Below are 26,448 nucleotides of genomic sequence, written 5' to 3' on the forward strand. Positions count from 1 at the left end.
TCCCCCACGCGCGGGCGCCGCCCCGGCCGGTCCGCGGCGACGCGTGCCCCTGGGCCTGGGCCGGCTACTCGGGCCGGGCGGCGAAGAGTTCCGCGAACCGCTCCGCGCCCACGTTGCCGCCGGAGAGGATGACGCCGATCCGGCGCGGCAGCGGCGCCATCCGGCGGGCCAGCAGCGCGGCCAGACCGCTGGCACCGCTCGGCTCCAGGACGGTCTTCAGCCGCTCGAAGGCGAACCGCATCGCGTCCCGGATCTGGTCGTCGCTCACCAGCGAGACGCCGTCCACCAGGCGCCGGTTGACGGAGAAGGTCAGCTCGCCGGGGATGTCCGCGGCCTGGCCGTCGGCGATGGTCCTGGGCACCGGGACGGAGACCCGCCGGCCCGCCTCCAGAGACCGCTTGGTGTCGTCCCCGGCCTCCGGCTCGATCCCGACGATCCGGATCGCGGGCAGCAGCCCCTTGGCCGCGGTGGCGCTTCCGGCGATCAGCCCGCCGCCCCCGACCGGAACCACCAGGGCGTCCAGCTCGCCGACCTCCTCGATGAGTTCGAGGGCGGCCGTGCCCTGCCCCGCGATCACGTGCGGGTGCTCGTACGGCGGGACCAGGGCGAGCCCACGGTCGGCGGCCAGGGCCTCGCCGATCGCGACCCGGTCACCGGTGTAGCGGTCGTAGGTCACGATCTCCGCGCCGTATCCGGCCGTCGCCGCCAGCTTCGCGCGCGGGGTGTCCTCGGGCATCACGATGACGGCGGTGGTGCCGAGTTCGCGGGCGGCGAGGGCGACGGCCTGGGCGTGGTTGCCCGAGGAGTAGGCGGCGACCCCCTTGGCCAACTGCTCGGCGGGCAGCCGGGACACCGCGTTGTAGGCACCCCGGAACTTGAACGCGCCGATGCGCTGGAGGTTCTCGCACTTCAGGAAGACCTCGGCGCCGACCAGCTCGTCCAGGGTGCGCGAGCGCAGCACGGGGGTGCGGTGCGCGATCCCCTCGATCCGCGCGGCCGCGTCGCGCACGTCCCGGAGGGTCACGGGCGGGGTGTCGGGCATGTTCGTCCTCCGTTCGACGCCGATCGTCGGCTAGAATTATTGTCTATCATTTAGACGTAAAGTCCAGACCCGACCGGAGCGGGGGCACCGATGCCACACGGATCGGCACGAGAGGCGGGCGGCGGAACCGGGGCACGGGCGGAGCAGGACGCGATCATCGCGGCGCTGGCCCCGGTCGTCGACGGGATCGCGGCGACCTTCGGATCCTTCTGCGAGGCCGTCGTCCACGACTTCCGCCGCCCGGAGCGGTCCGTCGTCGCCCTCGCCGGCTCGGTCACCGGCCGGGGGGTCGGCGGGTCGATGAGCGAGATCGGCATGAAGCTGCTGGCCGCCGGGGACGAGGCGGCCGACGAGCTGAACTACCTGACCCGCACCCGGGACGGAAAGCTGGTCAAGTCCTCCACGATGGTGCTGCGCGACTCGGCCGGCACCGTGTTCGGGGCCCTGTGCCTCAACCTCGACGTCACGGTCGTCCACCAGATGCACGCCCTGGTCGGCGGCCTCGCCGGGGTCGGCCCCGAGCCCGGGACGGCGCCGACCACCACGTTCGGCGACGACATCACCGCCGTCCTGGACTCCGTCGTCGACGCCCGCCAACTCCGCCGGAACAAGCCGTGGCACCAGCTCAGCCGGGCGGAGCGGATCGAGCTGTTCCAGGACCTGGACCGGCAGGGCGTCTTCGCGGTGCGCGGCGCGGTGCGGCAGGTCGCGACGCGCCTCGGCATCTCCCGGGCCTCCGCCTACAACTACCTGGCCGCGGCCCGCGCCGGCTGAGCTGCCGTCCGGTCACCCGATCTCGACGACGCGTGCCCAGCCGGGCGGCTCGTCCGGTACGTAGCCGTCCTCGCTCCAGGTGCCGCCGTACCGTCTCGGGAACAGGCCCACCACCGTCCGGCACGGCGGCTGCGCCGCGGGCCAGGGCGTCTGCCCGTCGGTCAGGGCCACCACGACGTCCGGCGCCGGACGGGCCCGCAGCGCTCTGGCGAACCCCGCGCGCAGGTCGGTACCGCCGCCGCCCACCAGGGGGATGCCCTCCGCCCGGCACAGCGGGTGCGCGGTCCGGGCGGCCGCGTCGCAGGACACCACGGACACCAGGTCGCGGCGGCCGCCGACGGCCCGGGAGATGGCGGCCACCTCCAGCAGGGCACCGCCCAGTTCGGCGTCGCTGACCGACGCGGAGGTGTCGATGACGACACAGACCCGGGGCGGCCGACGGCGCAGGGCGGGCAGCACCACCCCGGGCAGGGCGGCCGAGCGGCGCGCCGGGCGTCCGAAGCTGTAGTCGTCGCCGGCCCCCGCGGCCGAGACCGCCGACCGGACCGCCGCTCCCAGCAACTCCCGCCAGGGCTGCGGTGGATGGAAGGCCTCCTCCGCCCAGCGCCGCCAGCCGTCCGGGGTGCTGCCGGGGCGGCCGGTGATGGCCTGCGCGACCCGGAACCGGACCCCGTCCCGCTCCTGCTCGCTGAGACCGTGCGCGCCCTCGGGCCCCAGGTCCCACTCCCGCTCACGGCCGTCGGCGCCGCTGCCGCAGTCCAGCCAGGTCAGATCCTGGGTCAGCGGTCCCAGCCGGAACTGCCGCAGGTACTCCTCCATCAGCAGGCCCTCGTCCAGCCTCAGCGTCCGCGGCCGGACCGCACCCCGGGGTTGGGCCAGGCCGTCGCCGTAGGCGTCGTCGTTGATCTCCAGGTCCGCCGCGATGTTCATCCGCAGCCGCTCACCCGGCCCGGTCAGCCCGCGCTCCCGCGCGACCCGGTCACTGCGGGTGTGGTGGTCGCGCAGCAGGTGGGACACCTCGTGCACCCATACCCCGGCCAGGTCCTCCACCGGCATCCGGACCACGAACGCGGGCGAGACGTAGCAGCGCCAGTGCCGGTCGACGGCCATGGTCGGCACCTGCCGGGACGCCACGACGTGCAGGGCGAACAGGGCGGTGGCGAGGTAGGGACGCGCACGGGCGGCCTGGAGCCGGGCCGCGTACAGCTTGTCCAGGTCCAGGTCCAGGTCCAGGTCCAGGTCCAGGTCCAGGTCCAGGCCCAGGTCCGGGGCATCCGTCGTCGTGGGCGCGGTCATCGGGCCGCCTACGCCGCGACGCGGGCGGCGGCCCGGTCGGCGCGCCGGGAGACGGCCACCGCTCCGGCGAGCCGCTCGACGGCCGCCGGTACGTCCCAGTCGTCCCGGCGCAGCGAGGCGAGGGTGGTGGCCGGGACCACCACCAGGTCGGGGGCGCCGGTGTCCAGGGCCCGCACCAGCAACGCCCAGGCGGCGTCCCAGCGGGCCCGGTCCGGTCGCTCGCGGACCGCGGCCACCACCCCGTCCAGTACGGCCTGGCGCAGGTCACCGCGTTCGGGCAGGTCGGCGGCGGCGGGGTCGGCGAGCAGGAGCTCGGGGTCGGGGAGCTCCAACCGGTCCACGCTCGCCAGCAGTTCGAGCCCCGGACCGTCCCCGACCGTCCCCCTGACCAGCAGGGAGAGCACGTCCCGTGAGGAGCCGGCGGCGTACGCGAAGGCGACCAGACGCAGCGTCATGTCCCAGCTGCGGGGCGACGGCCAGGCGCCGCCGCGCCGCACCTCGCCGCTGGGCAGGCGGTGCACGAGCGTGGGGCGGGTGGCGAGCAGCCCGCACACCGCGCGGCGCGCGAAGTCCACGGCGGCGGGCAGCCGGCCGGGGTCGAGCCGGGGCAGGGTCGCCCGCGGCCAGGTGCCGCCGAGGCCGCGTACGACGACCTCGTGGTCGTGGGCCCACTGGAGGTGCACGAACCGGTTGGCCAGCGGCGGGCTGAGCTCCCAGCCGTCGGCCGCCGAGGACCGGGGGTTGGCGGCGGCCACGATCCGTACGCCGGGCGGGAGCCGCAGGGCGCCGACGCGACGCTCCAGGACCAGCCGCAGGAGGGCGGCCTGCACGGCGGGCGGCGCGGTGGACAGTTCGTCGAGGAACAGCAGGCCCCGGCCCGCCGCAACCAGTCGTACGGCCCAGTCCGGCGGAGCCATGGGGACGCCCTGGACGGCGGGATCGTCCCCTACGACGGGCAGCCCGGAGAAGTCGGACGGCTCGTGCACGCTGGCGATCACCGTGGTCAGGGGCAGGTCGAGGGCCGCGGCCAGCTGGTGGAGGGCGGCCGTCTTGCCGATGCCGGGCTCGCCCCACAGCAGGACGGGCAGATCGGCGGCGACGGCCAGGGTGAGCGCCTCCAGCTGGGTGTCCGGGCGGGGTTCGGTGGTGAAGGTGCCGAGCAGGTTCAACAGGTCGTCGGCGGTGTTGAGTTGGTCGGAGACGTGAGGGGGCATGTCTGATCACCTCGGGGTGTGGGAGGGCAGGGGAAAGGGTGCGGCGGCGGATGGCGTGTCAGCGCCAGGTGCCGGAGCGGGGGCCGAGCCGCGGATCGTGCGCAGACCGGTGGCGCCGGGTGCGGACCGGGGCGGGACGGGATCCGGCGAGGCCCGCCCGGTAGAGGCCGTAGGCGATCCGGCGTTGTGCCGCCGACTCCAGCGCGTCCCTCAACGGGCCGTCGCGCAGCGCGGCTTCGGGTCCCAGCAGTCCTTCGACGACGGCGAGCGCACCGGCGGTGTCCCCGTGGTCGAGGCGTTCGCGGACACCGGTGAGGCAGTCGGGGCGGCGGTGCGCCTCGTCGATGGCCCGCAGACAGGGCAGCGGCGGCCCGCCGAGCGCCACCAGCAGTTCCTCGCGCCGCAGTTCGTCCGGGGAGTGGTCCAGCGCGGACAGCACCCCGTCGACCATCCCGATCCGGTGGCGCACGCCCCGGCACTCCACGAGACGCGGCTGCCCGGCCGGTTCCCGGTCCGGGGTCCGGACGGCCGCTGCCTGACCGGGTACGAGGGCGGTGGCGACCAGCGGATGCAGCCGTCCGGCGTCGATCCGCCCGGCGCGCAGCAGCTCCAGGTCCGGGAGCAGCCGGGTGGCCGCGTCCGGCAGCACGGCGGCCGCGGCGCTGCCGGTGCCCGGACCGGTGGTCGCCGTCCCGTCGGGCGCGAGGTGCAGTGCGAGCCACCGCCGGCCGCCCGGGCGCACGGCCACGGTGCCGCTGTCCAGCCCCTCGGCACGCAGCACGATCCTCGCCTCGTCCGGCCAGCGGTGCGCGGCGCACGGCGTGAGCCGGTCGGCGCCCGCGCGGGTGCGCAGTTCACCGGCGAGGTCGGCGTCCCAGAGGTGGCGGTGCAGATCGAACCGGTACCGCCGGCTGGGACGCGGATGGGGGTGCCCACGGGCCGCGGGCTCGCCGGACCTGCCGTCCCAGACCGTGAGGCTGACGCGCTGCCCGGCGTCGGCCCAGGCGGGCGGTGTCCGCACCACCAGGTGCAGGGGCTTTCGTCCGGTGTCGTAGCGGGCGAGCGGCATGGTCAGCCCGGGGCGCAGCAGACCGTCGGGGGCGATCCTCGGCAGGTGCCAGCGCAGCAGGTCGGGGGCGAGTCGGCGCAGGTCGGCGCGGATCCGGTCCCGGACGTCCCGGCCCCGGTCGCGGGCCAGGGCACGCAGGTCGAGGTCGAGGTCGAAACCGGCGGCGGCGCAGGCCCCGGCCCAATCGCCGGTCTCCCGGCGGGCGGTCGCGGTCTCGATCATGGCGGCCGGCACGGCGAACTCGCGCACGCGCCGCCAGAGGGTGAGGCGGGTGTCCCCGTCCGTGAGGTGAGTGGCCATCAGCACTCACCTTGCGTGGACGGGACCCCCCATCTGTGAACAGAGTGAGTGGTCATCGCCGGGAGCATACGATGAGCCGATCCCGGCCGGCCAGGCATTTACCGACCGCCGTCCTGACGGTTGCTCAGTCCTTCTTGACCGCCACCCCGCCGTAGAAGCCGATCTGTTCCGAGCCGGCCGGCGGAGTGGTCTCCGGGCGCCAGAACGGGACCTGCGCCACGCCGGGCTCGACCAGGTCGAAGCCCTCGAAGAACCGCTCGACACGGTCCCGGGGGCGCAGGGTCATGGTGGCGGTGGCGTTGTTGTAGACGGCCTGGGCGTCGCTGCGGTCGGCGAAGTCGGCCGTGGCGTGCGAGAGGACCAGGAAGCTGCCGGGCGGGAGGGCGTCGCGCAGGGTGGCGACGATCCGCTCGGGCTCCTCGTCGTCGCGGACGAAGTGCAGGATGGCGACGAGGAAGAGGGCCACCGGCCGGCCGAAGTCGATGACGCGCCGTACCTCGGGGTGGTCCACGACGGACCGCGGGTCGCGCAGGTCGGCGAGGACGATGCTGGTGGAGCCGGAGCGGCTGAGCAGCGCGTCGCCGTGCGCCTTCACGATCGGGTCGTTGTCGACGTAGGCCACGCGCACGTCCGGCGCCAGCTGCTGGGCGACCTCGTGGATGTTCGGCGAGGTGGGCAGCCCGGTGCCGACGTCGAGGATCTGGCGGACGCCGCCGTCGATGACGTGGCGGACCGCCCGCTGGAGGAACGCCCGGTTGGCCCGTACCCCGATGAACACCTCGGGCGCGACGGCGGCGAGCCGGTCGGCGGCCTGGCGGTCCACCTCGTAGTTGTCCTTGCCGCCCAGCAGGTAGTCGTAGATCCGTGCGGGATGCGGTTTGCTGGTGTCGATCTCCACGGGCCGTATGCCGTCCTGCGTCACGTGCGCTCCTCTCGACGACCGCCGGGCCCCCCTTGGCACACCGACGGCAGGCGACAGCTTTCCACACCAACTTCACTGCCCGCGCACCGAGTTCCCCCGCCCCGCAGGTCACAGGGCGCACAGCCGCCACTCCGACCGGTGGGCGGAGTCGCCCGGTCCGGACCGACCTGACTACCATCTGGTCCAGGTGTCCGGGCAGGTGTCCCGGTTTGGTTGGGGGTTTCGTATGGTTACCGGTCGTGTGGTGCGGTTCGACAGCTCGCGCGGATACGGGTTCATCGCTCCGGACGGCGGCGGCGAGGACGTCTTCCTGCATGTGAACGACATGCAGATGCCGGAGTCCTACGTCCGCCCGGGTGTGGCCGTGGAGTTCGAGATCGAGAGCGGCGAGCGCGGGCCGAAGGCGTCCGGCGTCCGGCTCGCCCGGGGAGCCGACGTCAGGACGCTCGGTCCGGACGACGATTCGCTGTGCGACCTGCTCAGCGCCGAGGAGTTCACCCGCGAGGTGACCGAGACGCTGCTGGCGTCGGTGCCCACCCTGACCGCCGAGGAGATCGTGCGGGTCCGGGGCGCCCTGGCCCAGTTCGCGAAGAACCACGGCTGGATCGAGGGCTGACGGCGCCGGGCCGGTGGCGGCCCGGATCGTCCGCGCGGCCGACGCGGCCCGGCGCATCGCCGCCCCGGACCGGTGACTCCCGGTGGGCGGACGCGGTCAGGACGCGAACGGCACCTGGGCCGTCGGTGTCTCGGTCCGTCCGGCGGGGTGCCGCCACACCCCGTCCGCGGCCAGCCGGGGCAGCACCCCCTCCCCGAACCAGTACGCCTCCTCCAGGTGCGGATAGCCGGACAGCACGAACTCCTCGATCCCCAGCGCCGCGTACTCCTTGATCCGCGTGGCGACCTCGTCGTGCGAGCCGACCAGCGCGGTGCCGGCACCACCGCGTACGAGCCCGATGCCCGCCCAGAGGTTGGGGTGGATCTCCAGTGCGTCCCGGCGGCCCCCGTGCAGGGCCAGCATCCGCTGCTGGCCCTCGGACTCGCTGCGGGCGAGCCCGGTCTGCACCGATCGCACCGTCTCCGGGTCGAACCCGGCCAGCAGGCGCTCGGCCTCGGCCCAGGCCTGCGCGGACGTGTCCCGGGTGATGACGTGCAGCCGGATCCCGAACCGCAGCCTGCGCCCCTGCCGCTCCGCGAGCCCCCGGATCCAGGCGATCTTCTCGGCGACCTGGGCCGGCGGCTCGCCCCAGGTCAGGTACACGTCGACATGGCGGGCCGCGACCTCACCCGCGAGCGGCGAGGACCCCCCGAAGTACACCTCCGGCACCGGATCGGGCACCCGGGCCAGCCTCGCGTCCTCGACCCGGAGGTGCTCCCCCGCCAGATCGACCGTCTTGCCCTCCCACAGCCCGCGTACGATCTCCAGGAACTCTCCGGTGCGGCGGTACCGGTCGTCCTTGTCGAGGAAGTCGCCGTAGGCCCGCTGCTCGTGGCTCTCGCCGCCGGTGACCACGTTGAGCAGCAGCCGTCCGCCGGTCCCCCGTTGGAAGGTGGCGGCCATCTGCGCGGCCAGCGTCGGCGAGACGAAGCCCGGCCGGAAGGCGACCAGGAACTTCAGCCGCTCGGTGTGCCGGCTGACCATCGCCGTGGTCAGCCAGGCGTCCTCGCACCAGGCGCCGGTGGGGGTGAGCGCGCCCACGAAGCCGAGGTCCTCCGCGGCCTTGGCGATCTGGCTCAGGTAGGCGACCGTCGGCGGCCGGTCCCGGCCGGACGCCGTGGCCGGGGTGCCGTGGCCGCCGCCGACGACATGGCGGCTGTCGCCGTTGGTGGGCAGGAACCAGTGGAAGACGAGGGACACGGGGAGTTCTCCGTTCGTGAGTGGCCGTCAGAGCAGACCGTGACGGGGCGGCGGCGTGCCGTTCAGCACGTACCGGCCGATGTGCTGGATCTTCCAGCGGGCCGGATCGTGCAGCGTGTGGGTACGGGCGTCGCGCCAGTGCCGGTGCAGGTTGAGGGAGTCGAGGGCCGAGCGGGTGCCGGACACCTCGAACAGCGCTCCGGCGACCTCGACGGCGGCAGCGGCCGCGGTGACCTTCGCGGCGGCCACGGCGATGGAGGCCTCGGCGGCCGAGGCGTCGGTGAGGTCCGCGCCGGCCGCGTCGACCGCGCGGGCGGCCTCCCGCAGCAGCGCCTCGGACGCCCTCACCCGGACGGCGAGTTCACCGAACCGCTGGATCAGCAGCGGGTCCTCGGCGGCGGTCTCCACTCCGCTCTCGAACCAGGGCCGGCTCCTGGTGCGAACGAACTCGACGGCCTCGGCCAGGGCTCCCCCGGCGATCCCCACGTCGATGGCGGCATGCAGCAACTGGGCGGTGGCACCGTGGAGTTGAGGTCCCCGGAAGGTGAGGTGATGGGGCAGCACCCGGTCCCTGGGCACGGCGACGCCGTCCAGCCGGACCGTTCCGCTGGCGGTCGTGCGCTGTCCCATGCCGTCCCAGTCGTCGACGACGGTGACACCGGGTGCGTCCCGGGGGACGTACGCCACGTGCAGGTCGTCGTCCTCGGCTCGGGCCAGGACGGGGATCCAGTCGGCGAAGAGCGCGCCGGTGGAGTAGTGCTTGACTCCGGTGAGCAGGTAGGAGCCGTCGCCCCGGGGCTCCAGCCGGGTCCGGATGTCCTGGACGTGTTTCGTGCCGGCCTCGGACTGGGCGTTGCCGAGGCGGCTGCCCGCCAGCAGCTCGGCGAAGAAGAACTTCCGCTGCTCCTCGGTGCCCTGGCGGCGGAGCACGTTGACGTAGACGAAGTGGCTCTGCGGGATCTGGGCGAGGCTGGCGTCGGCCGACGCGAGGATCCGGAAGATCTCCGCGAGGGTGCCGGCCCCGACGTCGGCGCCGCCGTGCTCGGCCGGCACCGTCACCCCGAGCAGGCCGGAGGCGGACAGCCGGTCCAACTCGGCTCGTGGCAGGCGGCGTTCGGCGTCCCGCCGGGCGGCCCCGGCACGGAACTCCGCGGCCAGGGCCGTCGCGACGACGCGCGCCTCCGTGTCGTCGGCGATGATGTGGGCGGTCACCGGTTCAGCCCGCCGCGGCGAGGACGGGCGTCCGTCCGGCGAGCACGGTGGAGAACTGGTCGACGACCGGGGTGAGGGCCGCGGCGGCGGCCGGCGCGAGGGCGACGGTTCCGTCCTCGCGGACGGTGATGTCCTTGTCGAGGGTGAACCAGCCCTGGACGATGTGGGCGGCGCCCATCGAGTTCAGGACCGGGCGGAGCGCGTAGTCGATGGCGAGGACGTGCGCGACCGAGCCACCGGTGGCCAGCGGCAGCACGGTCTTGCCGGTGAGCGCGTACTGCGGGAGCAGGTCGAGCAGCGCCTTGAGGACACCGGAGTACGACGCCTTGTAGACGGGGGTGCCGACCACGATCCCGTCGGCGCGGCCGAACAACTCGGTCGCCTCGACGATCGCGGGGTGCCGGAAGTCGGCGCCGAGCAGCGCCTCGGCGGGGATGGTGCGGACGTCGAGCGGGATCACCTCGTGGCCCTGGGCGGTGAGCCGCTGGTCGAGGTGGCGCAGCAGCCGTCCGGTGCGGGAGGAGGCGGAGGGACTGCCGGAGACGGACAGGACGGTGGCCATGGAACTGCCTCTTTCTGATGGTCCGGGCGCCCCTGCGAAGTGGGCGCCCGGCGGGGAGGGGTCAGGGGTGCCGGGCGGGTTCGGGCCGTTCGCCTTCGAGGCCGGAGTCGGACGCGGTGTCCGGGAGCCCGGCTTCCAGTTCGCGTACGAGGGGGAGCACCCGCTTGCCGAAGTACTCGACCTCCTCGTGGTAGTGCAGGAAGCCGAGCAGGAAGAGGTCGACGCCGAGCCGCTTGTAGGCCACGATCCGTTCGGCGATCTGCTCCGGGGTGCCGATCAGGCCGGTACGGAAGCCGTCGTTGTACTGGACGAGGTCCTCGAAGGTGGAGTCCTGCCACATGCCCTTGCCGTCGGCGGCGGACTGCCCGGCCTGCTTCACGGCCGCGCCGAACCCCGCGACGGCCTCGCCGTCGGCCTTGGCGATGATCTCGCGGAGGGTGTCACGTGCCTCGGCCTCGGTGTCGCGGGCGATGAGGAAGCCGTTGAGACCGAACTTCGGCGCCGAGCGGCCCGCTTCGGCCGCGGACTTGCGGACGTCGTTGATCTGCTCGATCACCCCGTCGAAGTCCTTGCCGTTGGAGAAGTACCAGTCGGAGACCCGCCCCGCCATCGCGCGGGCGGCGGTGGAGTTGCCGCCCTGGAAGATCTCCGGGTGCGGGCGCTCGGGAGTGTTGAGCGGCTTGGGCTTCAGCGAGAAGTCCCGCAGTCGGTAGAAGTCGCCGGCGAGTTCGGTGTGGTCCTCGGTCCAGATCTGGCGCAGCGCACGGATGAACTCCTCGGCGCGGCGGTAGCGCTCGTCGTGCTCCAGCCAGGGTTCGCCGAGCGCGGTGAACTCGCCCTTGAACCAGCCGGATACGACGTTGACCGCGAAGCGGCCGTGGGAGAGGTGGTCGGCGGTGGCGCCGAACTTGGCGAGGACGCCCGGATGCCAGAGGCCGGGGTGGACGGCGGCGATCACCTTCAGGCGTTCGGTGGCGAGCAGCAGGGCCAGGCTGAAACCGGTCGACTCGTGCTGGTACTCGGCGCCGTAACTGGCCATGTAGCGGACCTGGCTGAGCGCGTACTCGAAGCCGTTGTTCTCGGCGAGGACGGCGAGTTCGCGGTTGTAGTCGTACCCCCAGTCGGTGCGTTGTTCGATGGTGCTGGTGACGAGTCCTCCGCTGACGTTGGGGACCCAGTAGGCGAATTTCAAGGGCGCGGCGGGCATGCGGAACTCCTGTCGCGGGTTTTCGGGCACGCCGGAATTCGAGCGGTGCACGGCGCGGAGAATCGCTGGGGCACGGCGCGGAGAATCGCTGGGGCGCGGTGCGGTGAATTCGGCCGGGAAAAGGTGATGGGGAGAGCGCGGCGGATCTTGGTGGGTCGATCAGGCCGCGGCGCGACAGGAGGCGCTGGAGACGCGCGCGAGGTCGACGTGGCGTCGCCGCGTGAGGTCCAGTCGCATCTTCATGTCGTCGATGGTCGCAGTCGGCGCCGAGACCAGTCAAGGAAAACCCGACCGTTCTCGTATCGCGGACCATTGAATTTCACGAACGTGTGACAGGGAAACCCTTGAACCCGTCCCGGTCGGCCGCGCATTCTGCCGGGGTGCGGACCGAACAGCTGGAATACATAGCGGCCGTGACCCGGCTCGGCTCACTGCGCCGGGCCGCCGACGAACTGCGCCTTTCACAGCCCGCGTTGAGCGAGACGGTGCGGAACCTGGAGCGGGAACTGGGCGTCGATCTGCTGGAGCGCAAGCGCACCGGGGCGACGATGAGCGCGGCCGGGCAGGAGCTGCTGCCCCGGATCGTCGATGTGCTGGAGGCGGTGGACCGGCTGCGGCTGGCGGCGGGCGAGCAGCACCGCATCAGCCGTATGGTGCGCGTGGGCACGGTCAACGCGGCGACCGTGCCGTTGCTCATCCCGGTGCTGCGGGACTTCCGCACCACGCATCCGGTGACGCAGGTCGAGGTGGTGGGCGCCCAGCAGACGGAGATTCACCGCGGTCTCGCCGAGGGCGGGTTCGACCTCGGTCTCGTGAACCACCTGGACGGTGACGACGTGCCGGCCGGGTTCGAGGCCACCGAACTGCTGCGCGGGCGGCCGGTGGTGTGCGTACGGCCGGACAGTCCACTGGCCGGCCGGCCCGAGGTGACGGCCGACGAGTTGCTCTCCGTCCCGTTGATCGCCATGCGCACCGGTTATGTGATGCACCGTTATGTGCACCGGTTGCTGGCGGGCCGCGCGCCCGTGTTCTCCTACTCGACCGACGGCGCGGAGATGGGCAAGCTGATGGTCGCGGAAGGACTCGGGGCCACGGTGCTGCCGGACTTCAGCGTGGTCGGCGACCCGCTGGAGCGCCAGGGGACGATCGTGTGCCGGCCGCTGGCCGGGGACGCCACCCGGGTGCTGCTGACGCTGCAACGCCGGCGGGCCGACTCGGTGCCCCGGGCGGCGCGGGACCTGCACGAGACGTTCGTGCGCCGGGCGGCCGAACTGGGCGGGACGGTGGCCCCGCGGCACCGTCCCTGACGGCACATGGACGTGCGGCGCGACGTCCCCGATCGTGTGGTGCGGGGATGTTCCGCCGCCTTCGCCGGTGGTGTTTCGCTACGGTTGGGGCATTCCTGACCCGGCAAGGAGACAGCATGCTCTCGGACTCGATCGTCTTCGGTGCCGGGGGGTTCATCGGCCGCTCCCTCGTGGCGGAACTCCTGGGCCGGGGCCATGCGGTGGCGGCCGCCGTGCGCGGGTCCGGTGCGGGGCTGACGGAGTGGCTCGACGGACAAGGGGTGGACCGCACGGCCCTGACGGTCGTCCGGGCCGACATCACCACCCCCGGTCTCGGCCTCCCCGAGGAGGGGCTGTCCGGGGTGCGGGACGTGTACAACACGGCCGCGCGGTTCGCGTTCGGCGTGGAGGTCGCCGAGGCACGCGCGGTCAACGTGACGGGCGCCGTGCACGTGGTCGAGTGGGCGGCGGGCCTGCCGAAGCTGCGCCGGCTGGTCCACATCAGCGGTTACCGCATGACCGCCGCGCCCAGCGGGCCGCCGGACTACCGCGCCCACGGTGCCTACGAGGCGTCCAAGCAGGAGGGTGACACCGCGGTCCGGGCGCGCGCCCGGGAGCTGGGGGTGCCGCTGAGCGTCGCCAACCCCAGTACGGTGATCGGGCCCGGGCAGTACCTCGGTCTGGCCGCGGTGGTCGCGGATCTGTGGCAGGGCCGGCTGCCGGCGCTGCCCGGCGGTCCCGACGTCTTCGTCCCGGTGGTGACCCTGGACCACTTCGTCCGCTTCCTGGCCGCTCTTCCCGAGGACGACGAGAGCGCCGGCCGCACCTACTACGTGCTGGACGACTCGACGCCCGAACTGCCGCAGCTGGTCGGCCTGCTCGCCGCTCACATGGGGGTGCGCCCGCCCCGCCGGTCGATCCCGGTGGGTGTGCTGCGCAGGCTGCCGCGCGCGATCACCCGGGCGGACCCCGAAACCCTCTCGTTCCTGTCGGCGGACCGTTACGACACGGCCTCCGCCGACGCCCTGGCGGCGGCGCACGGACTGGCCATGGAACCGGTGGCGACGGCCCTGCGCCGGTGGGCCGACGACCTGGTCGCCACCCGCTTCGGCCGCAGCGCCCCCTGCCGCCGCCCCTACGGCTTCGACGACGTGGGCGGCGGCCGGACCTGGGTCACGGGCGAACGCCGGCACCCCGGATACGTCCTGCTGCACGGACTGCTGCTGAGCGGCGACGCGTGGACGAGGACCGCGGACCAGCTGGACGCCCCCGCGCTCGTCCCCGATCTGCCCGGCTTCGGCAGGTCGGGACCGGGTGGACAGCCCGGCGAGGAGTGGCTCGCCGAGTTGCTGAGCCCGGTGGAGACCCGGCCGGTGCTCGTGGCGCACTCGTTCGCGTGCGGCCCCGCCCTGCGGTATGCCGCGGCCCGGCCCGACCGGCTCGCGGGGCTCGTGCTGGTCTCCCCGGCCTTCCTCCAGCCACCGTCCTCCGCGGTGCTCCGGTCCCCCCTGGCCGTGCCGCTGCTGCGCACGGCTCCCGCGTCCCGGCTGGGCCGTTCGCTCGGTCTGCCGCAGGATGCAGGCCTCGATGACGTCGCGCTGGACCTGCGGCGTGCGGGGGCCGTGCGCCGGGTGGCCGGCGCCCTGCGCGCGGCCCACGGGGAACGCGCGGAGCTGCGCCGGGTGCTGCGGGAGTCGCGGGTGCCGGTGGAGATCGTCGTGGGGTCGCAGGACCCCCTCGCCGAGCCCGTGGACGCGCCGGTCACGGTGATCGAGGACGCCGGGCACTGCCCCCAGGTCAGCCATCCGGTGTCCGTCGCCCGCGTGCTGACGGCGTGCCGCGACCGGGTCGGCGTCCGCCCGCCCCGGTCCGGCGCGGACGCTGGCGGGTGAACGCCAGGACCACGTTGTGACCCCCGAATCCGAAGGACGTGGGCAGGGCCGCCCGGGCGGTGGTCCGCCGCGGGCCGCCGGACAGGGCCGCGAGCGCCCGCGCGAAGCCGGCGCGCTCCAGTACGGCCGTGCCGGCGCCCTCCGACATGACGAACCCGTCGCGTTCCTGGCCGGACGGCCGGGACGCCAGGTCGGGGGCGTCATTGCGTCCTCACACATGTGCCCGGCGATACGGACGGGCAGTTGTGCGGCCCAGGGGGCGGCCGGCCGGGACACCCCGGACCGGCCCGACAGCGGCGCCGCCCAGCTGGCGGGTGCGTCGCCGCCCAGTGGGGTGGTCGCGCCGAGGCCGGTCACCAGGACCTCACTGGTCGCGCTCAGCATGACGGATTCCTTCCGCGCGGTGTTCCGGTCCCTTGCCGTGGGCGGCGGGTGCGGGGCTCGGCGTCCGCCCCGTCCCCCGGGGGAACCCCGGCGACACCAGCGCCATGATGGCGATCAGTAATTCCCCGGTGGTGAGAATTTCTTCGGTCCTTTCCATACCCTTCCCGGAACCCTCGAATATCGACCGACTGCTGTGAGCAATCTACGCGCAGGAAAGGGCTCGGCGCGTCACCCTTTTTCACGACATCCGGGCAGGTCCAGGCGACCACACAAAGGACCATTAGCACTATTAACAGCCCGTCAGCAGTCCTATTTTATGCAGATACGCAGGCATCGGCCTCCCAAATGTGCCTATTGCAGCGATGCTTAGCCACGCCCCATAGTGAGGTAGTCATGCCACGGGAGAGCGAATCACCCCGCACCTTGCATTTTTTCGCCGCGTCCGAAAGGGGACGATAATTCGTGCCGCAATACAGTGAGGGGCAGTTATTCTCAGCCACCCAGGACGTGCGTGTCCTGCGCTGGCCGGTCGAGGTGCAGGAACTGGAGCAGTTGCGACGCCGGGGAGTCCCCCGCCTCCTCGTGGTCGAGAACGGCGCGACCCCGCCGGTGCCGAGCGACGCACGGGAGGACTGGATCCGGGCACCGGTCAACAGGGACGACTTCGCCGCCCGGGTCGCGGCGCTCAGGGCCAGGGCCGGCACGCACCGCGTCCCGGTACTGGATCAGGACGGGCTGCTCAGGTACGGCAGCCGGGTGGTGCCGGTGTCACCGACCCAGATGAACCTGCTGGAGCCGCTGGTCGAGAGGTACGGCACCCTCGTGGCCCGGCAGGAGCTGATCGCGCTGCTCCGCGCCCGCCGCGGAACGGCGAGCCAGAACGCTCTGGACCTGAACATCATGAGAATCCGGCGCAGGCTGGCCCCCCTCGGACTGCGCATCCGGACCGCGAACGCACGGGGCTACCTCCTCGAACCGAGCGAGTGAGTCCCGCAACGGACAGCAGAACGAGCCCTGTTGGACGCCGTCGCGTTCAACAGGGCTCGCGCGGAGCGCAGTGGGCTCACTGGAGCACCGCCGGAGCACTCGGGCCGTACCCGCCCGCACCTCACACTCTGCGCAGGACCCACGGGCCGCACGCGATGTGCTCGCCGGCCCTCCCCGTTCCGGGCCCGGGACCCTGTTCCGGGGCGGGCCACACCACCAGGCCCGTCCGATATGCATGGATGACCGCGTGCACCCGGTTGCGCAGATTCAGCTTTTCCAGCAGTCGCTGCACATGGGACTTCACGGTGTTCTCGCTCAGCACCAGCACCGCGGAGATCTCCGTGTTGCTCAGCCCCTGCGCCAGCAGCCCGAAGACCTCCTTCTCCCGCCGGGTCAGCAGATCGAATTCCCGCTCGTCCCCGGCCGGGACGCCGGGGAATTCCGCCGCCGGGGGCACCCGGCCGTCGCCACGCTCCGAAGGCGCCGGCTCGTCGAAGAAGATGCGGTAGCCGGCGGCCACGACGTGGATCGCGGACAGCAGCTGCTCGGGGGTGACGCGGTGACCGACGACGCCGCTCGCCCCGGCCCGGAGGGCGCGCCGGGCACCCGGGCCCCCCTCAGGGGCGAGGAGCAGGACACCGGGCGCCTGCCCGCCGCAGCAGGCGGACAGTTCGCCGACCAGTTCCAGGGCGTCGCCGGCGCCGGGCAGGGCGCCGGCCAGCAGCAGGTCCGGGCGCAGCTCGCGGGCCCGGCTCACGGCGCCCGCCAGGTCGGACACCTCGCCGACCACCTCGATGCCGCCGTCCTCGTCGAGGACGGACCGGATCCCGGTACGGGCGATGGACCGGTCGTCCGCCAGCAGGACGCGGATCGGCGAGCCCGGCACGGTCGCCTTCCCCCCGGAGCGCAGGCGCGTGTCTCCCATGGCCCGTCACACCAGGTCGCCCACGCACCCCGGCACGTTCGCCCCGGGGTCGGCGGACCGGTCGTCGCGGGGGCGCCGGGGTGTCAGCAGGACCGCCAGCGCCCCGCAGGCGATCAGGGCGACACCGGTCCACACCGCCGGGATCATGCCGTCCGTGAACGCGTCCGGCGTGGTGAGGTCGCCGTGCGCGGAGAACACCGAGGCCAGCACCGCGATACCGAGCACACCGCCGAGTTCGCGCAGCGCGTTGACCGCGCCGGACGCCATGCCGCGCTCCTTCGACCGGACCGCGCTCATCACCATGTTCGCGGTGGGTGAGAAGTAGAACGTCATGCCCAGACCGCACAGGACCATCGCGGGGACGAGCGACGGGTAGGGGACGTCGGGCGAGACCAGAGCGGCGATCCAGCCGAGCCCGGCGGCCTGGAAGGTCAGTCCGAGCGCGACGATGGTGCGGCTGCCGACGCGGTCGGAGAGCAGTCCCACCAGGGGGGCCACGAAGACGGGCACCGCGGTCCACGGCAGGATCCGCAGACCGGCCTCCAGGGGCGAGTAGCCGCGCGGCCCTTGCAGGAACTGGGTGAGCAGGAAGACCGAACCGAACATGCCGGCGAACATCAGCAGCCCGGCGGCGTTCATCGCGCTGAAGGTCCGGTGGCGGAACAGCTTCATCGGGAACATGGGGAGCGCGGTGCGCAGCTCCCAGAGGACGAAGCCGGTCAGGACGACCGCTCCGCCGGCCAGCGACAGCAGGACCCGGGCGCTGGTCCAGTGGTCCGCGTGGCCGTTGATGATGCCGAAGACGATGCCGAAGAGCCCGGCGCTGGCCAGGGCCGTCCCCACCAGGTCCAGCCGGGGGCTGGGGCCGTGGCTCTCGGTGAGCTTCCACCGGGCCACGGGCAGGACCACGGCACCGATCGGCACGTTGATCCAGAAGATCCACTGCCAGCTCAGGTGCTCCACCACCGCTCCGCCCAGCAGCGGGCCCATGGCGATGGCGACGCCCTCCACGGCACTCATCGCGCCCAGCAGGGCGCCCCGCCGCCGCGCGGGCGCCACCTCCGTGAGGATCGTCAGGTTCAGCGGCATCAACAGCGCGGCACCCAGACCCTGTACGGCGCGTGCCGCGATCAGGGCGCCGATGCCGGGGGCCAGCGCGGCGGCGGCCGACGCGACGACGAAGACCCCCATCCCGGAACCGAACATCCGTCGCCGCCCGAACCGGTCCCCGAGGGCCGCGCCGGTCAGCATGAGCACCGCGTAGGTGAGGGTGTAGGCGTTGACGGTCCACTCGAGTTGCCGGATGCTCCCGCCCAGATCCTCCCGGATCGAGGGCAGGGCCGTGATGACGACGAGGTTGTCGAGCGACACCATGGCCACACCCAGGCCACAGCAGAAGAAGGTCCACAGCACGTTCCGTTGCCGCACACTCATGTCCACCTCCGTGATCGGAATGCCTCAGCGTCGGGGGGCTCGGGACGCGTCGTGTTCCACCCCCGCCGTCGGTGGCCGGTCCGCGCCCGACTGCCGTACCAGCCGCAGGAGGTGCGGCAGCAGCAGCGCCAGCTCGACCGGCCGGCGCGCCCGGTCGCGCCACTGTTCGGTGCGCGGCCTGGTGGCCTGGTGCACGTCGAGACGGACTTCGGGCCGTACCCGCCGCCCGGCCAGCAGCCGCACCACCATGTGTGAACTGATCACCCCGAACGCCGTCGCGGTGTAGGCGACCTGGGGGAAGCTGTAGTCCGGCCGGGTGTGGTTGGCCCGGATCTCGGCCAGCATGTCGGTCGGCACGTGCCGCAACGGCACCGCCCGGCGCAGCAGTTCCCACATGTCGAGACGGTCCGCGTCGTGCGGGTCGACGGCTCCGGCGAAGGGGGCGCGGACGCGGCGGTAGTCGTAGCAGCGGACGTACTGGGTGCCCGCCATGTCCCAGCCGGTGATCAGGGGCAGCCGTCGCCGGACGGCGTGCCGGTGCAGCAGCAGCTTGGCCCGCCACCCGTCGGTGGTCGTGACGTCCACGCCGTCGATGATCACCTGGCAGGAGGCGGTCAGCTTCCCGACGGTCTGTTCGGTGACGCCGTCGGTGAAGACCTCGACGGAGGCGTAGGGGTTGATCGCGCGGACCCGCTGCCCGGCCAGCTCGGCCTTGTTCCGGTCGAGGTCGGCGGCGGTCGCCGACTGCCGGTTGAGGTTGTTCAGTTCGTAGGTCCCCGGGTCGGCGAGGACGAACCTCTGCAGACCGAGCCGGGCCAGCGGTTCGACGGCGGCGCCCCCGATCGATCCGCAGCCGGCCACCAGGACGGTGGCCGTGCGCAGGGCCCGCTGGTCGGCCGCGGCCACCACGCCCGCGTTGCGGGCGGTCAGCTCGGCGTAGAAGCCTGCCTTCGCCGCGGGCGTCGGTCGCGGCTCGGCCACCGGTTCCATGTCACCGTTCGTCACCTGCGGACCCCTTCCTGTGCTGGGCCGGAACGGCGTTCCGGGTGCCTGCTGTGCGCCGCCAGCTTGCTGATCACGGCCTGCCACGAACCCAGGTCGCGCGTCCCGTCCAGATGGGAGCGGACCACGTCCTGGTACCAGACGGCGTCCGCGGGCACCGGGGCGACGAACGGCTTGGCCATGACCCTCTGCCGGTAGATGGGAGCCATCGGGTCCGACTCGTCGAGACGGGGCGACGTGCCCTCGACGACGTGCAGGTCGAAGCCGACGAGACGCAGATGGCGCAGTGCGACGTGCTCCTTGGCGTCGCCCAGCACGATGCGCACGGCGCCGTCCAGGGCGAGCACCGCCTCGCCCATGCCGAGGATGAGATGCCAGGGGACGCGGACGTACTGCTCGCCCCGCGCCATCGTCTGGTCCCGCAGGAAGCGCTTGAACTCGTAGGCCTGATGGGTCCCCAGCCCCGGCCGGGCGTACCTGCCGAGCAGGTCGACGCCGTGGGCCGCCTCCGTCGGGAACGGGACCCGGCCCGCGGAGTCCAGGGGCAGGCTCTCCGGGTCCGCCGAGCAGGCCAGTCCGACGTAACCGCGGATCTTCCCGGAGCGGGTGCACAGGGTGACGGTGTGGATGTTCTGCACGGCGCGCGGGTGCGGCAGCGGTTCGTGGAAGACGGCGCTGCGGTGAACGGCGTCGGCGGAGATCCAGTTCAGCCGGAGGTACTGGGCGAGACGGAATCCCAGCAGCCCCCTGAGGTAGCGCGAGGGGAACTGACTGTCCCGGCCCGTGACGGTGACCAGTGCGGCGCCCGGGTCCTCGACGAGGGAGAGCGGGTCGCCCTCCATCTCCATGGGCAGCCGCCGGTAGCTGAGCCGCTCGTGGAGCCGGACGATGTCCCGGGCGTAGCGCCGGGCCCGGCCTGCGGCGCTCACCACTCGTCCTGCTCGGCGTAGAGGCTTTCCGTGACGGCCAGGGCCAGGACTTCGGGTGTGCCCTCGTAGATCCGGGTGCCGAGCGCGTCCCGCATCATCTTCTCCACGCCGTACGAGCGCAGGTAGCCGCGGGCGCCGAGCAGCGACAGGGCGGTCTCGGCCACGTCGATGGCGGTCCGGTCCGCGAAGAGTTTGGCCGCGGCCGGTTCGTAGGCCGGCGGCGGCAGTTCGTTGTCGACCTTGTCCGCCGCCCGCAGGTACAGCATGCGGGCGGCATCGACCTTGGCCGCCATCCCGGCCAGTTTCGCCGCCGTGAACTGCTGGTCCTTGAGGTGCCGGCCGCCCTGGACGCGCTCACCGCACCAGGCGACCGCCCGTTCCAGGGCGCTGCGGGCCACCCCGGTGGAGATGCCGGCCACCGCGGCGCGGGCCATGTTGCTCTGCGCCATGTTGATGGCCATGCCCTCGCCCTCTGAGCCGATCATGTACTCGGCGGGCACCCGGACGTCGTGGAACTCCAGTTCGCTGCCCAGGCACGCGCGGTACCCCATCTTGTCCGCCACCGGTCCCCGGACCACGCCGGGCAGATCGAGGGGGACGATGAAGGAGGTGAGCCCGGTCGCGCCGGGGCTGCCCGCCATGTTGGCGAACACCGAGGCGAACGCGGCGACCTTCGCGTTGGTGATGAACCGCTTGCGGCCGGTCAGCACGTAGTGGTCGCCGTCCCGGCGCGCGGTGGTGACGTTGCGGGCGTGCTCGGCGAGGGACGGCACGATCAGGTCGCAGCCGGCGTCCTCCTCGGTGACCGCGTTGCAGGCGAGGACCGGCTCGTCACCCGAGAACAGGGGCAGGAAGCGGGCCTGCAGCCGGGGATCGCCGGACAGCAGGATCGGCGCCTGGCCGAGCAGGGTGGCCCCGAAGACGAGTGCCGTCCCCGGGCAGACCGCGGCCACCTCTTCGAGCGCGGTGGCGACGCCGAGCATCCCCACCCCCAGGCCGCCGTACTCCTTCGGGACGGCCGCGCGGGTGAGGCCGATCCGGTGGCCGTGGCCGACGGTCTCCCAGTCGAAGTGCGCTGCCGGTGCCTGGTCCAATTCCTGGACACGGGGCCCGACGACGTTCCGGGCGAAGTTCCTCGCGGCGTCCCTGAACTGCTCGACGTCGTGCGGGAGCACGTCGAAGTTCAGCGCCGCCTCGGAAACGGATTCGGACAGAGCGGTGTTCACGGGAATGTCACTCCTCAAGCGATGGTTCCGTGGTCGGGACGATGCGCCACGGCAGATCACCCGCCGATGCCGGAGGCGGCGGCGATGTCCGGGTACCGGTCGAAGGCGGGCCGCAGCATCGGCACCAGTTCCAGCACCTTGGCGACCTTGCCGCGGATGCGGAGCCGGCCGGTGGCGATGGCGACGGGCACCAGCAGCCGCCCCATCCACAGCGCGTGGGCCGTGTCGCAGGACATCTTGAGGGTGATCGCCGCCGGTCGCTGCGGTTGCCCGCCGGCGAAGACGCCCTGGGGTGCGACGAAGATCTCGCAGTCGGGCCTGGTGTGCACGAGCCGGACGGACAGGTCCTCCTGCCGGGCCCTCGCCACGAATTCCTCGTCCTCGAGCAATACTCCGAACAAACCGCTGAAGACCTTTACGGCCATTTCACCGGACGGAAAAACAGGCATGTTCCCCCCTTCGGTCACTTTCGCGGAAAAGCGCCTGCGAAATGAACGGTAGAGGCCGGGCGCACCTGGCTTCCACCGCGCCAACACAAGCCCGAAGGGAAGCGAACAGGACGCGGAAAGAAGGAACGGGAATCGGCGGCCGGGAAACAGATGCCGGAAAGGAAATTCGCCCCGGGTCGCTAGGGCTGCGGTCGTCTGATCCAGCCCAGCGACCGCTCGACGGCGCGCTGCCAGTTGTCGTACTCCGCCTCCCGGTGACCGGGGTCCATCGCGGGCAGCCAGCGGGCGGCCGGGTGCCAGTTGCGGCGCAGCACCTCCAGGTCCGGCCAGTAGCCGGCGGCGAGCCCGGCGGCGTAGGCGGCTCCCAGGGAAACCGTCTCGGAGACCATGGGCCGTACCACCGGCACGTCGAGCACGTCGGCGACGAACTGCATGAGCAGGTTGTCCGCCGTCATTCCCCCGTCCACCTTCAGCTCCTTCAGCCGCACCGAGGAGTCGGCGTTCATGGCGTCGACGACCTCCCGCGTCTGCCAGCCGGTGGCCTCGAGGACCGCCCGGGCCAGGTGCCCGCTGGTGATGTAGGAGGTGAGGCCGACGATCACCCCGCGCGCGTCACTGCGCCAGCGCGGTGCGAACAGGCCCGAGAACGCGGGGACGATGTAGCAGCCGCCGTTGTCCTCGACGGTGCGGGCCAGCGTTTCGATCTCCGGGGCGCTGTTGATGAGTCCCAGCCGGTCACGGAACCACTGGACCAGGGAGCCGGTGACGGCGATGGACCCTTCCAGCGCGTAGACGGGCGGCCGGTCGCCGATCCGGTAGGCGACCGTGGTGAGCAGTCCGTGCCGGGACCGTACGACGTCGGTCCCGGTGTTGAGCAGCAGAAAGCTCCCCGTTCCGTAGGTGCACTTGGCTTCGCCCGGGGAGAAGCAGGTCTGGCCGAACAGGGCAGCCTGCTGGTCGCCGAGCGCGGCCGCGATGGGCACCCCGGCGAGCGGTGGGCCGGTCTCGCCGTAGATCTCCGCGGAGGGCCTGATCTCGGGGAGCATCGCGCGGGGGACGCCGAAGAAGGCCAGGAGTTCCTCGTCCCAGGTCAGCGTGTGGATGTTCATCAGCATGGTGCGGCTGGCGTTGGTGACGTCGGTGATGTGCAGGCCACCGTCCGCGCCGCCGGTCAGGTTCCAGATCAGCCAGCTCTCCACCGTGCCGAACAGCACCTCGCCGTCCTCGGCACGCTGGTGCAGGCCCTTGACGTTGTCGAACAGCCAGCGCAGCCGCAGCGCCGAGAAGTAGGTGGAGGGCGGCAGACCGCACCGGTCGAGGAAGAACTCCTCTCCGGGATGCTGCCTCAGGTCCTCGACCAGGGGCGCGGTGCGGGTGTCCTGCCAGACGATCGCCCGGCCCACCGGGGTGCCCGTGCGCCGGTCCCAGAGCACCGTCGTCTCCCGCTGGTTGGCCAGGCCGACGGCGGCGATCTGTCCGGTGTCGACGGCCGCCCCCGCCCCGGACAGCGCCTCGGACATCACACGGCGCAGGTTGTGCCAGATCTCGACGGCGTCGTGCTCGACCCAGCCGGGCTTCGGGAAGTGCTGCTGGTGCTCTCTCTGCGCGACGGACACCAGGCGCCCACCCCGGTCGAAGAGGATGCATCGGGTGGAGTTGGTGCCCTGATCGATGGACATCACATACCGTTCCACCATGATCGGGACCTCCTTCCGATGGTCGCAGGGGGTGCGCTGGGAGCGCTGGGGCCGGAGGTGTTCACCAGCGGGCGGCGCCCAGGTCTCGGGAGATCGCCCGTGCGGCCTCGCGGATCAGTGTGATCAGGTGCGGCCGCGGCCGGGCCTGACTGTCACAGACCCTCTCGACGGGCCCGGAGAGCCCGATGGCGCCGACGACGAGACCGCCGTGGCCGCGGATCGGCACGGCCAGTCCGGCCTCGCCCATGCTCATCTCCTGGGTCTCGGCGGCCCAGCCCACCTCCCTGACCTCGGCGAGGGCCCGGGTGAGCTGCTCCTGGGTGACCAGGGTGTGCCGGGTGTACGGCTCCAGGCCCGATTCCAGGGCGGCGTCGAGGGGCGCGGTCCCGTAGGCCAGCAGGACCTTGCCGAGCGAGGAGGCGTGCAGGGGGAGCAGCGCGCCCACGTCCAGGGTCTGCAGCGTGTCGTCCGGCCGGAACACGTGGTGGACGACGAGGACCCTGCCCTCCAGGGGGGTGCCCAGGCGTACCGCCTCCCCGCTGCGGGCGGCCAGGGCATCGGCCCAGTTGATGGAACGCGACCGCAGTTCGTTGACGTCGAGGTAACTCGTGCCGAGGTGCAGCAAGGCAGCTCCGAGCTGGTACTTTCCGGTCGCCGCGTCCTGCTCGACGAAGTCCACGTGCTGGAGTGTGCGCAGGATGCCGTGGGCGGTTCCCTTGGCCAGCCCTAGGGAGGCCGCCACCTCGCCGAGCCCGAGCCGCCGAGGCCCGGCGGCGAGCAGGCGCAGAATCGCGGCCGCCCGTTCGATCGACTGGACCGGACCGGCCATGAAGCGAGCTTATTACCGCCACGGCGGGTCTGCCGTGCGGGCGACGACCGGGCCACCGCGGCATCGTTCGGTAATGCCGACCGACGTTCATTGACCGACGCGGGATGGCTCCTTAGCGTGCTACGAGGTCCGGCACATGCGCCGAGGTGTGTGACGCGGGACCCGATGACCTCACCTCTGGAGACACAACATGGCGGTACAGCTCAATACCCTGGTGCGGGAGGCAAGCGAACACGTTTTCCCGACGCCTCCCGTTCCCGGTGCCGTCTCCGACGTGCGCCGACGGGCGGGTGCGGTCCTGACCGCCTGGAAGGTGTCCCCGGACGTCATCGAGGACGCGCTGCTGGTGGTGTCGGAACTGCTCACCAACGCGATCGTCCACGCCCTGCCCCCGGCGGTGCTGCGGCTCTCCTGGATCCGGGACGCCGGACTGGGCACCCTGCACATCGAAGTGACCGACGCGGGCCCCTCCCGGGCGGCGGGACAGGCGCCCGCGGGGATCGACCCGGACGAGCACGGGCGGGGCGAGGAGATAGTCCACGCGCTGGCCACCCGGTACGGCATGCGCACCTGCCGGCGCGGAGTGACCCGGTGGGCCGAACTGGTCGCGGTGTGAGGACGCGGGACGGCCGGCGGCGCGTCCGCCCGGTCCCGCCCGCCTGAAACGTCTCCTGGTCGCGGCTCGGTCCGGGCCCGCCCCGGACCCGCCTGTCAGCAGCCGAGGTGCGACGGCGAGGCGCAGCCCGTCCGCTCGGCCGGCCGGGGACCGCCGCCCGGCGTCCCCACCGACACCGACCCGGCGCACCGGGAGCGGTCCGCGGCCTGCATACGGAGCAGGAGCAGCGCCGCGTCGTCGTGCAGCCGGCCGCCCACGTGTGCCAGCAGTTCGTCGTGGACCGCGGTCAGGACGTGTTCCGGTTCGTCGGACACATGGCGTGCCACCCCTTCGGCCAGCGGGTAGAACGCACGCGCACGGTCGCGGGCCTCGGTGACGCCGTCGGTGTAGAGCAGCAGTTGGTCCCTCTCGGAGAAGGGCAGGATCTCCAGGCAGGGGGGCTCGTCGACGAGGGCGCGCAGGCCCAGGGGCGGGGCCGGCCGGGTGGACTCGGCCGCGACGACCTCCCCCGAGGCGGATATCAGCAGGGGAGGCGCGTGCCCGCAGTTCACCATCTCCAGCCGCCCCTGTCCCGGGTGCCCGACGACCACCGCGGTGACGAAGTCGTCGGGGCCCAGGTTGCGCGCCAGGCTCCGCTCGATCCTGCCGACGACGGCCAGGAGATCCGGCTCGTCGTAGGCGGCCTCGCGAAAGACCCCCAGCACCAGAGCGGCGGTGCCCACCGCGGGCAGTCCCTTGCCGCGCACGTCGCCCACGATCAGCCTGACCCCGTGCGGGGTGGACACCAGGGCGTAGAAGTCGCCGCCGATCCGGGCCTCCGCCGCCGCGGCGCTGTAGCGGACCGCCACCCGGAACGGGCCCACGCTCTGCGGAACGGGCTGGAGCACCGCGTGCTGCGCGGCCTCCGCGACCGAGCGGACGGCGTCGAGCACCCGCTCCCGACGGCCCCGCACCGCACTGGCCAGGGCGCTCGCCAGCGTGACGGCCAGCAGGGCCGACAGGACGACGGCCAGCTCACGCGCCGGCACCCCGTCCCGGGCGCCGAGCGTCCCGCCCAGCGCCGCGGCGAGGAAACCGACCCACAGCACGCCCCGGAAGCCGTTGGTGCTGGCCGCCAGCGCCGGACCGGCCGCGAGCAGCGGCAGCCAGAACAACCCCGAACCGCCGAGGACGTCCACGAACACGACCCCGCAGACGATCAGTACGGGCAGCACCGGGATTCCGGCGGCCAGCTGCGGGCCGGAGTCACGGGAGGCCGCCGCCCCCGGACGCGCCCCCCGCTTCCTGAACGGCCACCACGGCCCCGTGTGGTCGCCATGTACTCGCGCCTGCCTCATGT

25 protein-coding genes and 1 pseudogene are annotated in these 26,448 nt (G+C 72.8%); 6 read left to right on the top strand and 20 right to left on the bottom strand.

Going from position 1 to position 26,448, the window contains the following annotated elements; translation table 11 throughout:
- Nucleotides 1–64 precede the first annotated feature (64 nt).
- Nucleotides 65–1,042: a threo-3-hydroxy-L-aspartate ammonia-lyase gene (locus AB0958_RS00190; protein ID WP_366887993.1), complete on the bottom strand. Its 978-nt coding sequence runs from the start codon at nt 1,040–1,042 to the stop codon at nt 65–67.
- A gap of 90 nt (nt 1,043–1,132) precedes the next feature.
- Between AB0958_RS00190 and AB0958_RS00195 the strand changes: the two genes are divergently transcribed.
- Nucleotides 1,133–1,816, top strand: coding sequence for a PAS domain-containing protein (locus tag AB0958_RS00195; RefSeq protein ID WP_366887994.1), 684 nt, complete (start codon nt 1,133–1,135; stop codon nt 1,814–1,816).
- Between the two features lie 12 nt (nt 1,817–1,828).
- Here AB0958_RS00195 and AB0958_RS00200 read toward each other — a convergent pair whose 3' ends face one another.
- The 4 genes from AB0958_RS00200 to AB0958_RS00215 form a co-directional block, all read right to left on the bottom strand.
- Entirely contained in the window at nt 1,829–3,112 is a 1,284-nt protein-coding gene (locus AB0958_RS00200) for a VWA-like domain-containing protein (protein WP_366887995.1), read from the bottom strand.
- Nucleotides 3,113–3,120: 8 nt separating this feature from the next.
- A complete protein-coding gene (locus AB0958_RS00205) occupies nt 3,121–4,326 on the bottom strand; it encodes a MoxR family ATPase (RefSeq protein ID WP_366887996.1) in 1,206 nt (401 codons plus the stop codon).
- Nucleotides 4,327–4,384: 58 nt separating this feature from the next.
- A complete protein-coding gene (locus AB0958_RS00210; protein ID WP_366887997.1) occupies nt 4,385–5,695 on the bottom strand; it encodes a hypothetical protein in 1,311 nt (436 codons plus the stop codon).
- Between the two features lie 124 nt (nt 5,696–5,819).
- Nucleotides 5,820–6,617: an SAM-dependent methyltransferase gene (locus AB0958_RS00215; protein ID WP_366887998.1), complete on the bottom strand. Its 798-nt coding sequence runs from the start codon at nt 6,615–6,617 to the stop codon at nt 5,820–5,822.
- 226 nt (nt 6,618–6,843) lie between these two features.
- Here AB0958_RS00215 and AB0958_RS00220 point away from each other — a divergent pair, with 226 nt between their 5' ends.
- Nucleotides 6,844–7,233 (top strand): cold shock domain-containing protein, encoded by a 390-nt coding sequence (locus AB0958_RS00220; protein WP_366887999.1) that lies wholly within the window; start codon nt 6,844–6,846, stop codon nt 7,231–7,233.
- 96 nt (nt 7,234–7,329) lie between these two features.
- Here the strand turns inward: AB0958_RS00220 and AB0958_RS00225 are convergent, their stop codons facing one another.
- The 5 genes from AB0958_RS00225 to AB0958_RS00245 all read right to left on the bottom strand — a co-directional run bounded on the left by AB0958_RS00225 (nt 7,330) and on the right by AB0958_RS00245 (nt 11,696).
- Nucleotides 7,330–8,472: an LLM class flavin-dependent oxidoreductase gene (locus AB0958_RS00225; RefSeq protein WP_366888000.1), complete on the bottom strand. Its 1,143-nt coding sequence runs from the start codon at nt 8,470–8,472 to the stop codon at nt 7,330–7,332.
- Nucleotides 8,473–8,499: 27 nt separating this feature from the next.
- Nucleotides 8,500–9,684: an SfnB family sulfur acquisition oxidoreductase gene (locus AB0958_RS00230; protein WP_366888001.1), complete on the bottom strand. Its 1,185-nt coding sequence runs from the start codon at nt 9,682–9,684 to the stop codon at nt 8,500–8,502.
- Between the two features lie 4 nt (nt 9,685–9,688).
- Nucleotides 9,689–10,246, bottom strand: a complete 558-nt coding sequence (ssuE, locus tag AB0958_RS00235) for an NADPH-dependent FMN reductase (RefSeq protein ID WP_366888002.1) — start codon at nt 10,244–10,246, stop codon at nt 9,689–9,691.
- Between the two features lie 61 nt (nt 10,247–10,307).
- A complete protein-coding gene (gene sfnG, locus AB0958_RS00240; RefSeq protein WP_366888004.1) occupies nt 10,308–11,453 on the bottom strand; it encodes a dimethylsulfone monooxygenase SfnG in 1,146 nt (381 codons plus the stop codon).
- Between the two features lie 159 nt (nt 11,454–11,612).
- Nucleotides 11,613–11,696, bottom strand: coding sequence for a putative leader peptide (locus AB0958_RS00245; RefSeq protein ID WP_350284076.1), 84 nt, complete (start codon nt 11,694–11,696; stop codon nt 11,613–11,615).
- A gap of 137 nt (nt 11,697–11,833) precedes the next feature.
- On the opposite strand from AB0958_RS00245, the gene AB0958_RS00250 reads away from it, so the two are divergent.
- Together AB0958_RS00250 and AB0958_RS00255 are read left to right on the top strand one after the other, a co-directional pair.
- Nucleotides 11,834–12,760 carry a LysR family transcriptional regulator gene (locus AB0958_RS00250; RefSeq protein WP_366888005.1) on the top strand — a complete coding sequence of 309 codons (927 nt, stop codon included), beginning with the start codon at nt 11,834–11,836 and terminating at the stop codon, nt 12,758–12,760.
- Between the two features lie 116 nt (nt 12,761–12,876).
- Entirely contained in the window at nt 12,877–14,631 is a 1,755-nt protein-coding gene (locus AB0958_RS00255; protein ID WP_366888006.1) for an alpha/beta fold hydrolase, read from the top strand.
- 225 nt (nt 14,632–14,856) lie between these two features.
- On the opposite strand, the pseudogene AB0958_RS00260 reads toward AB0958_RS00255, so the two are convergent.
- A pseudogene (locus tag AB0958_RS00260) lies at nt 14,857–15,015 on the bottom strand (beta-ketoacyl-ACP synthase); the annotation flags it as partial.
- Nucleotides 15,016–15,522: 507 nt separating this feature from the next.
- Here AB0958_RS00260 and AB0958_RS00265 point away from each other — a divergent pair.
- Nucleotides 15,523–16,002 (top strand): winged helix-turn-helix domain-containing protein, encoded by a 480-nt coding sequence (locus AB0958_RS00265; protein ID WP_366888007.1) that lies wholly within the window; start codon nt 15,523–15,525, stop codon nt 16,000–16,002.
- A 121-nt stretch (nt 16,003–16,123) separates the two neighbouring features.
- Here AB0958_RS00265 and AB0958_RS00270 read toward each other — a convergent pair whose 3' ends face one another.
- From AB0958_RS00270 to AB0958_RS00305, 8 genes are all read right to left on the bottom strand, one after another.
- Nucleotides 16,124–16,927, bottom strand: a complete 804-nt coding sequence (locus AB0958_RS00270; RefSeq protein ID WP_366888008.1) for a response regulator transcription factor — start codon at nt 16,925–16,927, stop codon at nt 16,124–16,126.
- 6 nt (nt 16,928–16,933) lie between these two features.
- Nucleotides 16,934–18,361, bottom strand: a complete 1,428-nt coding sequence (locus tag AB0958_RS00275) for an MFS transporter (RefSeq protein ID WP_366888009.1) — start codon at nt 18,359–18,361, stop codon at nt 16,934–16,936.
- A 24-nt stretch (nt 18,362–18,385) separates the two neighbouring features.
- Complete coding sequence (locus AB0958_RS00280) at nt 18,386–19,366, bottom strand: ThiF family adenylyltransferase (protein ID WP_366888010.1); 981 nt, start codon at nt 19,364–19,366, stop codon at nt 18,386–18,388.
- Nucleotides 19,363–20,292, bottom strand: a complete 930-nt coding sequence (locus AB0958_RS00285; RefSeq protein ID WP_366888011.1) for a hypothetical protein — start codon at nt 20,290–20,292, stop codon at nt 19,363–19,365. Before AB0958_RS00285 ends, AB0958_RS00280 begins: the two co-directional genes overlap by 4 nt.
- Nucleotides 20,289–21,518, bottom strand: a complete 1,230-nt coding sequence (locus tag AB0958_RS00290) for an acyl-CoA dehydrogenase family protein (protein WP_366888013.1) — start codon at nt 21,516–21,518, stop codon at nt 20,289–20,291. Before AB0958_RS00290 ends, AB0958_RS00285 begins: the two co-directional genes overlap by 4 nt.
- A 56-nt stretch (nt 21,519–21,574) precedes the next feature.
- Nucleotides 21,575–21,943: a hypothetical protein gene (locus AB0958_RS00295; RefSeq protein ID WP_366888014.1), complete on the bottom strand. Its 369-nt coding sequence runs from the start codon at nt 21,941–21,943 to the stop codon at nt 21,575–21,577.
- A 203-nt stretch (nt 21,944–22,146) separates the two neighbouring features.
- On the bottom strand, nt 22,147–23,664 hold the full coding sequence (gene glpK / locus AB0958_RS00300) for a glycerol kinase GlpK (RefSeq protein ID WP_366888015.1): 1,518 nt from the start codon (nt 23,662–23,664) through the stop codon (nt 22,147–22,149).
- 61 nt (nt 23,665–23,725) lie between these two features.
- Nucleotides 23,726–24,493, bottom strand: coding sequence for an IclR family transcriptional regulator (locus tag AB0958_RS00305; protein ID WP_366888016.1), 768 nt, complete (start codon nt 24,491–24,493; stop codon nt 23,726–23,728).
- Nucleotides 24,494–24,683: 190 nt separating this feature from the next.
- Here AB0958_RS00305 and AB0958_RS00310 point away from each other — a divergent pair, with 190 nt between their 5' ends.
- On the top strand, nt 24,684–25,109 hold the full coding sequence (locus tag AB0958_RS00310; RefSeq protein ID WP_366888017.1) for an ATP-binding protein: 426 nt from the start codon (nt 24,684–24,686) through the stop codon (nt 25,107–25,109).
- A gap of 95 nt (nt 25,110–25,204) precedes the next feature.
- Here AB0958_RS00310 and AB0958_RS00315 read toward each other — a convergent pair whose 3' ends face one another.
- The gene (locus AB0958_RS00315) at nt 25,205–26,446 is read right to left on the bottom strand and encodes a PP2C family protein-serine/threonine phosphatase (RefSeq protein WP_366888018.1); all 1,242 of its coding nucleotides are present in this window, start codon (nt 26,444–26,446) and stop codon (nt 25,205–25,207) included.
- Nucleotides 26,447–26,448: the final 2 nt, after the last annotated feature.

Source organism: Streptomyces sp. NPDC006655 (assembly GCF_040703965.1).
GTDB lineage: Bacteria > Actinomycetota > Actinomycetes > Streptomycetales > Streptomycetaceae > Streptomyces.

Coding starts and splice junctions, on each gene's coding strand:
- AB0958_RS00190 (WP_366887993.1), bottom strand. CDS start 1,042: ATGCCCGACACCCCGCCCGTGACCCTCCGGGACGTGCGCGACGCGGCC.
- AB0958_RS00195 (WP_366887994.1), top strand. CDS start 1,133: ATGCCACACGGATCGGCACGAGAGGCGGGCGGCGGAACCGGGGCACGG.
- AB0958_RS00245 (WP_350284076.1), bottom strand. CDS start 11,696: ATGAAGATGCGACTGGACCTCACGCGGCGACGCCACGTCGACCTCGCG.
- AB0958_RS00315 (WP_366888018.1), bottom strand. CDS start 26,446: ATGAGGCAGGCGCGAGTACATGGCGACCACACGGGGCCGTGGTGGCCG.
- AB0958_RS00205 (WP_366887996.1), bottom strand. CDS start 4,326: ATGCCCCCTCACGTCTCCGACCAACTCAACACCGCCGACGACCTGTTG.
- ssuE (WP_366888002.1), bottom strand. CDS start 10,246: ATGGCCACCGTCCTGTCCGTCTCCGGCAGTCCCTCCGCCTCCTCCCGC.
- AB0958_RS00275 (WP_366888009.1), bottom strand. CDS start 18,361: ATGAGTGTGCGGCAACGGAACGTGCTGTGGACCTTCTTCTGCTGTGGC.
- AB0958_RS00310 (WP_366888017.1), top strand. CDS start 24,684: ATGGCGGTACAGCTCAATACCCTGGTGCGGGAGGCAAGCGAACACGTT.
- AB0958_RS00255 (WP_366888006.1), top strand. CDS start 12,877: ATGCTCTCGGACTCGATCGTCTTCGGTGCCGGGGGGTTCATCGGCCGC.
- AB0958_RS00305 (WP_366888016.1), bottom strand. CDS start 24,493: ATGGCCGGTCCGGTCCAGTCGATCGAACGGGCGGCCGCGATTCTGCGC.
- AB0958_RS00210 (WP_366887997.1), bottom strand. CDS start 5,695: ATGGCCACTCACCTCACGGACGGGGACACCCGCCTCACCCTCTGGCGG.
- glpK (WP_366888015.1), bottom strand. CDS start 23,664: ATGGTGGAACGGTATGTGATGTCCATCGATCAGGGCACCAACTCCACC.
- AB0958_RS00220 (WP_366887999.1), top strand. CDS start 6,844: ATGGTTACCGGTCGTGTGGTGCGGTTCGACAGCTCGCGCGGATACGGG.
- AB0958_RS00200 (WP_366887995.1), bottom strand. CDS start 3,112: ATGACCGCGCCCACGACGACGGATGCCCCGGACCTGGGCCTGGACCTG.
- AB0958_RS00270 (WP_366888008.1), bottom strand. CDS start 16,927: ATGGGAGACACGCGCCTGCGCTCCGGGGGGAAGGCGACCGTGCCGGGC.
- sfnG (WP_366888004.1), bottom strand. CDS start 11,453: ATGCCCGCCGCGCCCTTGAAATTCGCCTACTGGGTCCCCAACGTCAGC.
- AB0958_RS00295 (WP_366888014.1), bottom strand. CDS start 21,943: ATGGCCGTAAAGGTCTTCAGCGGTTTGTTCGGAGTATTGCTCGAGGAC.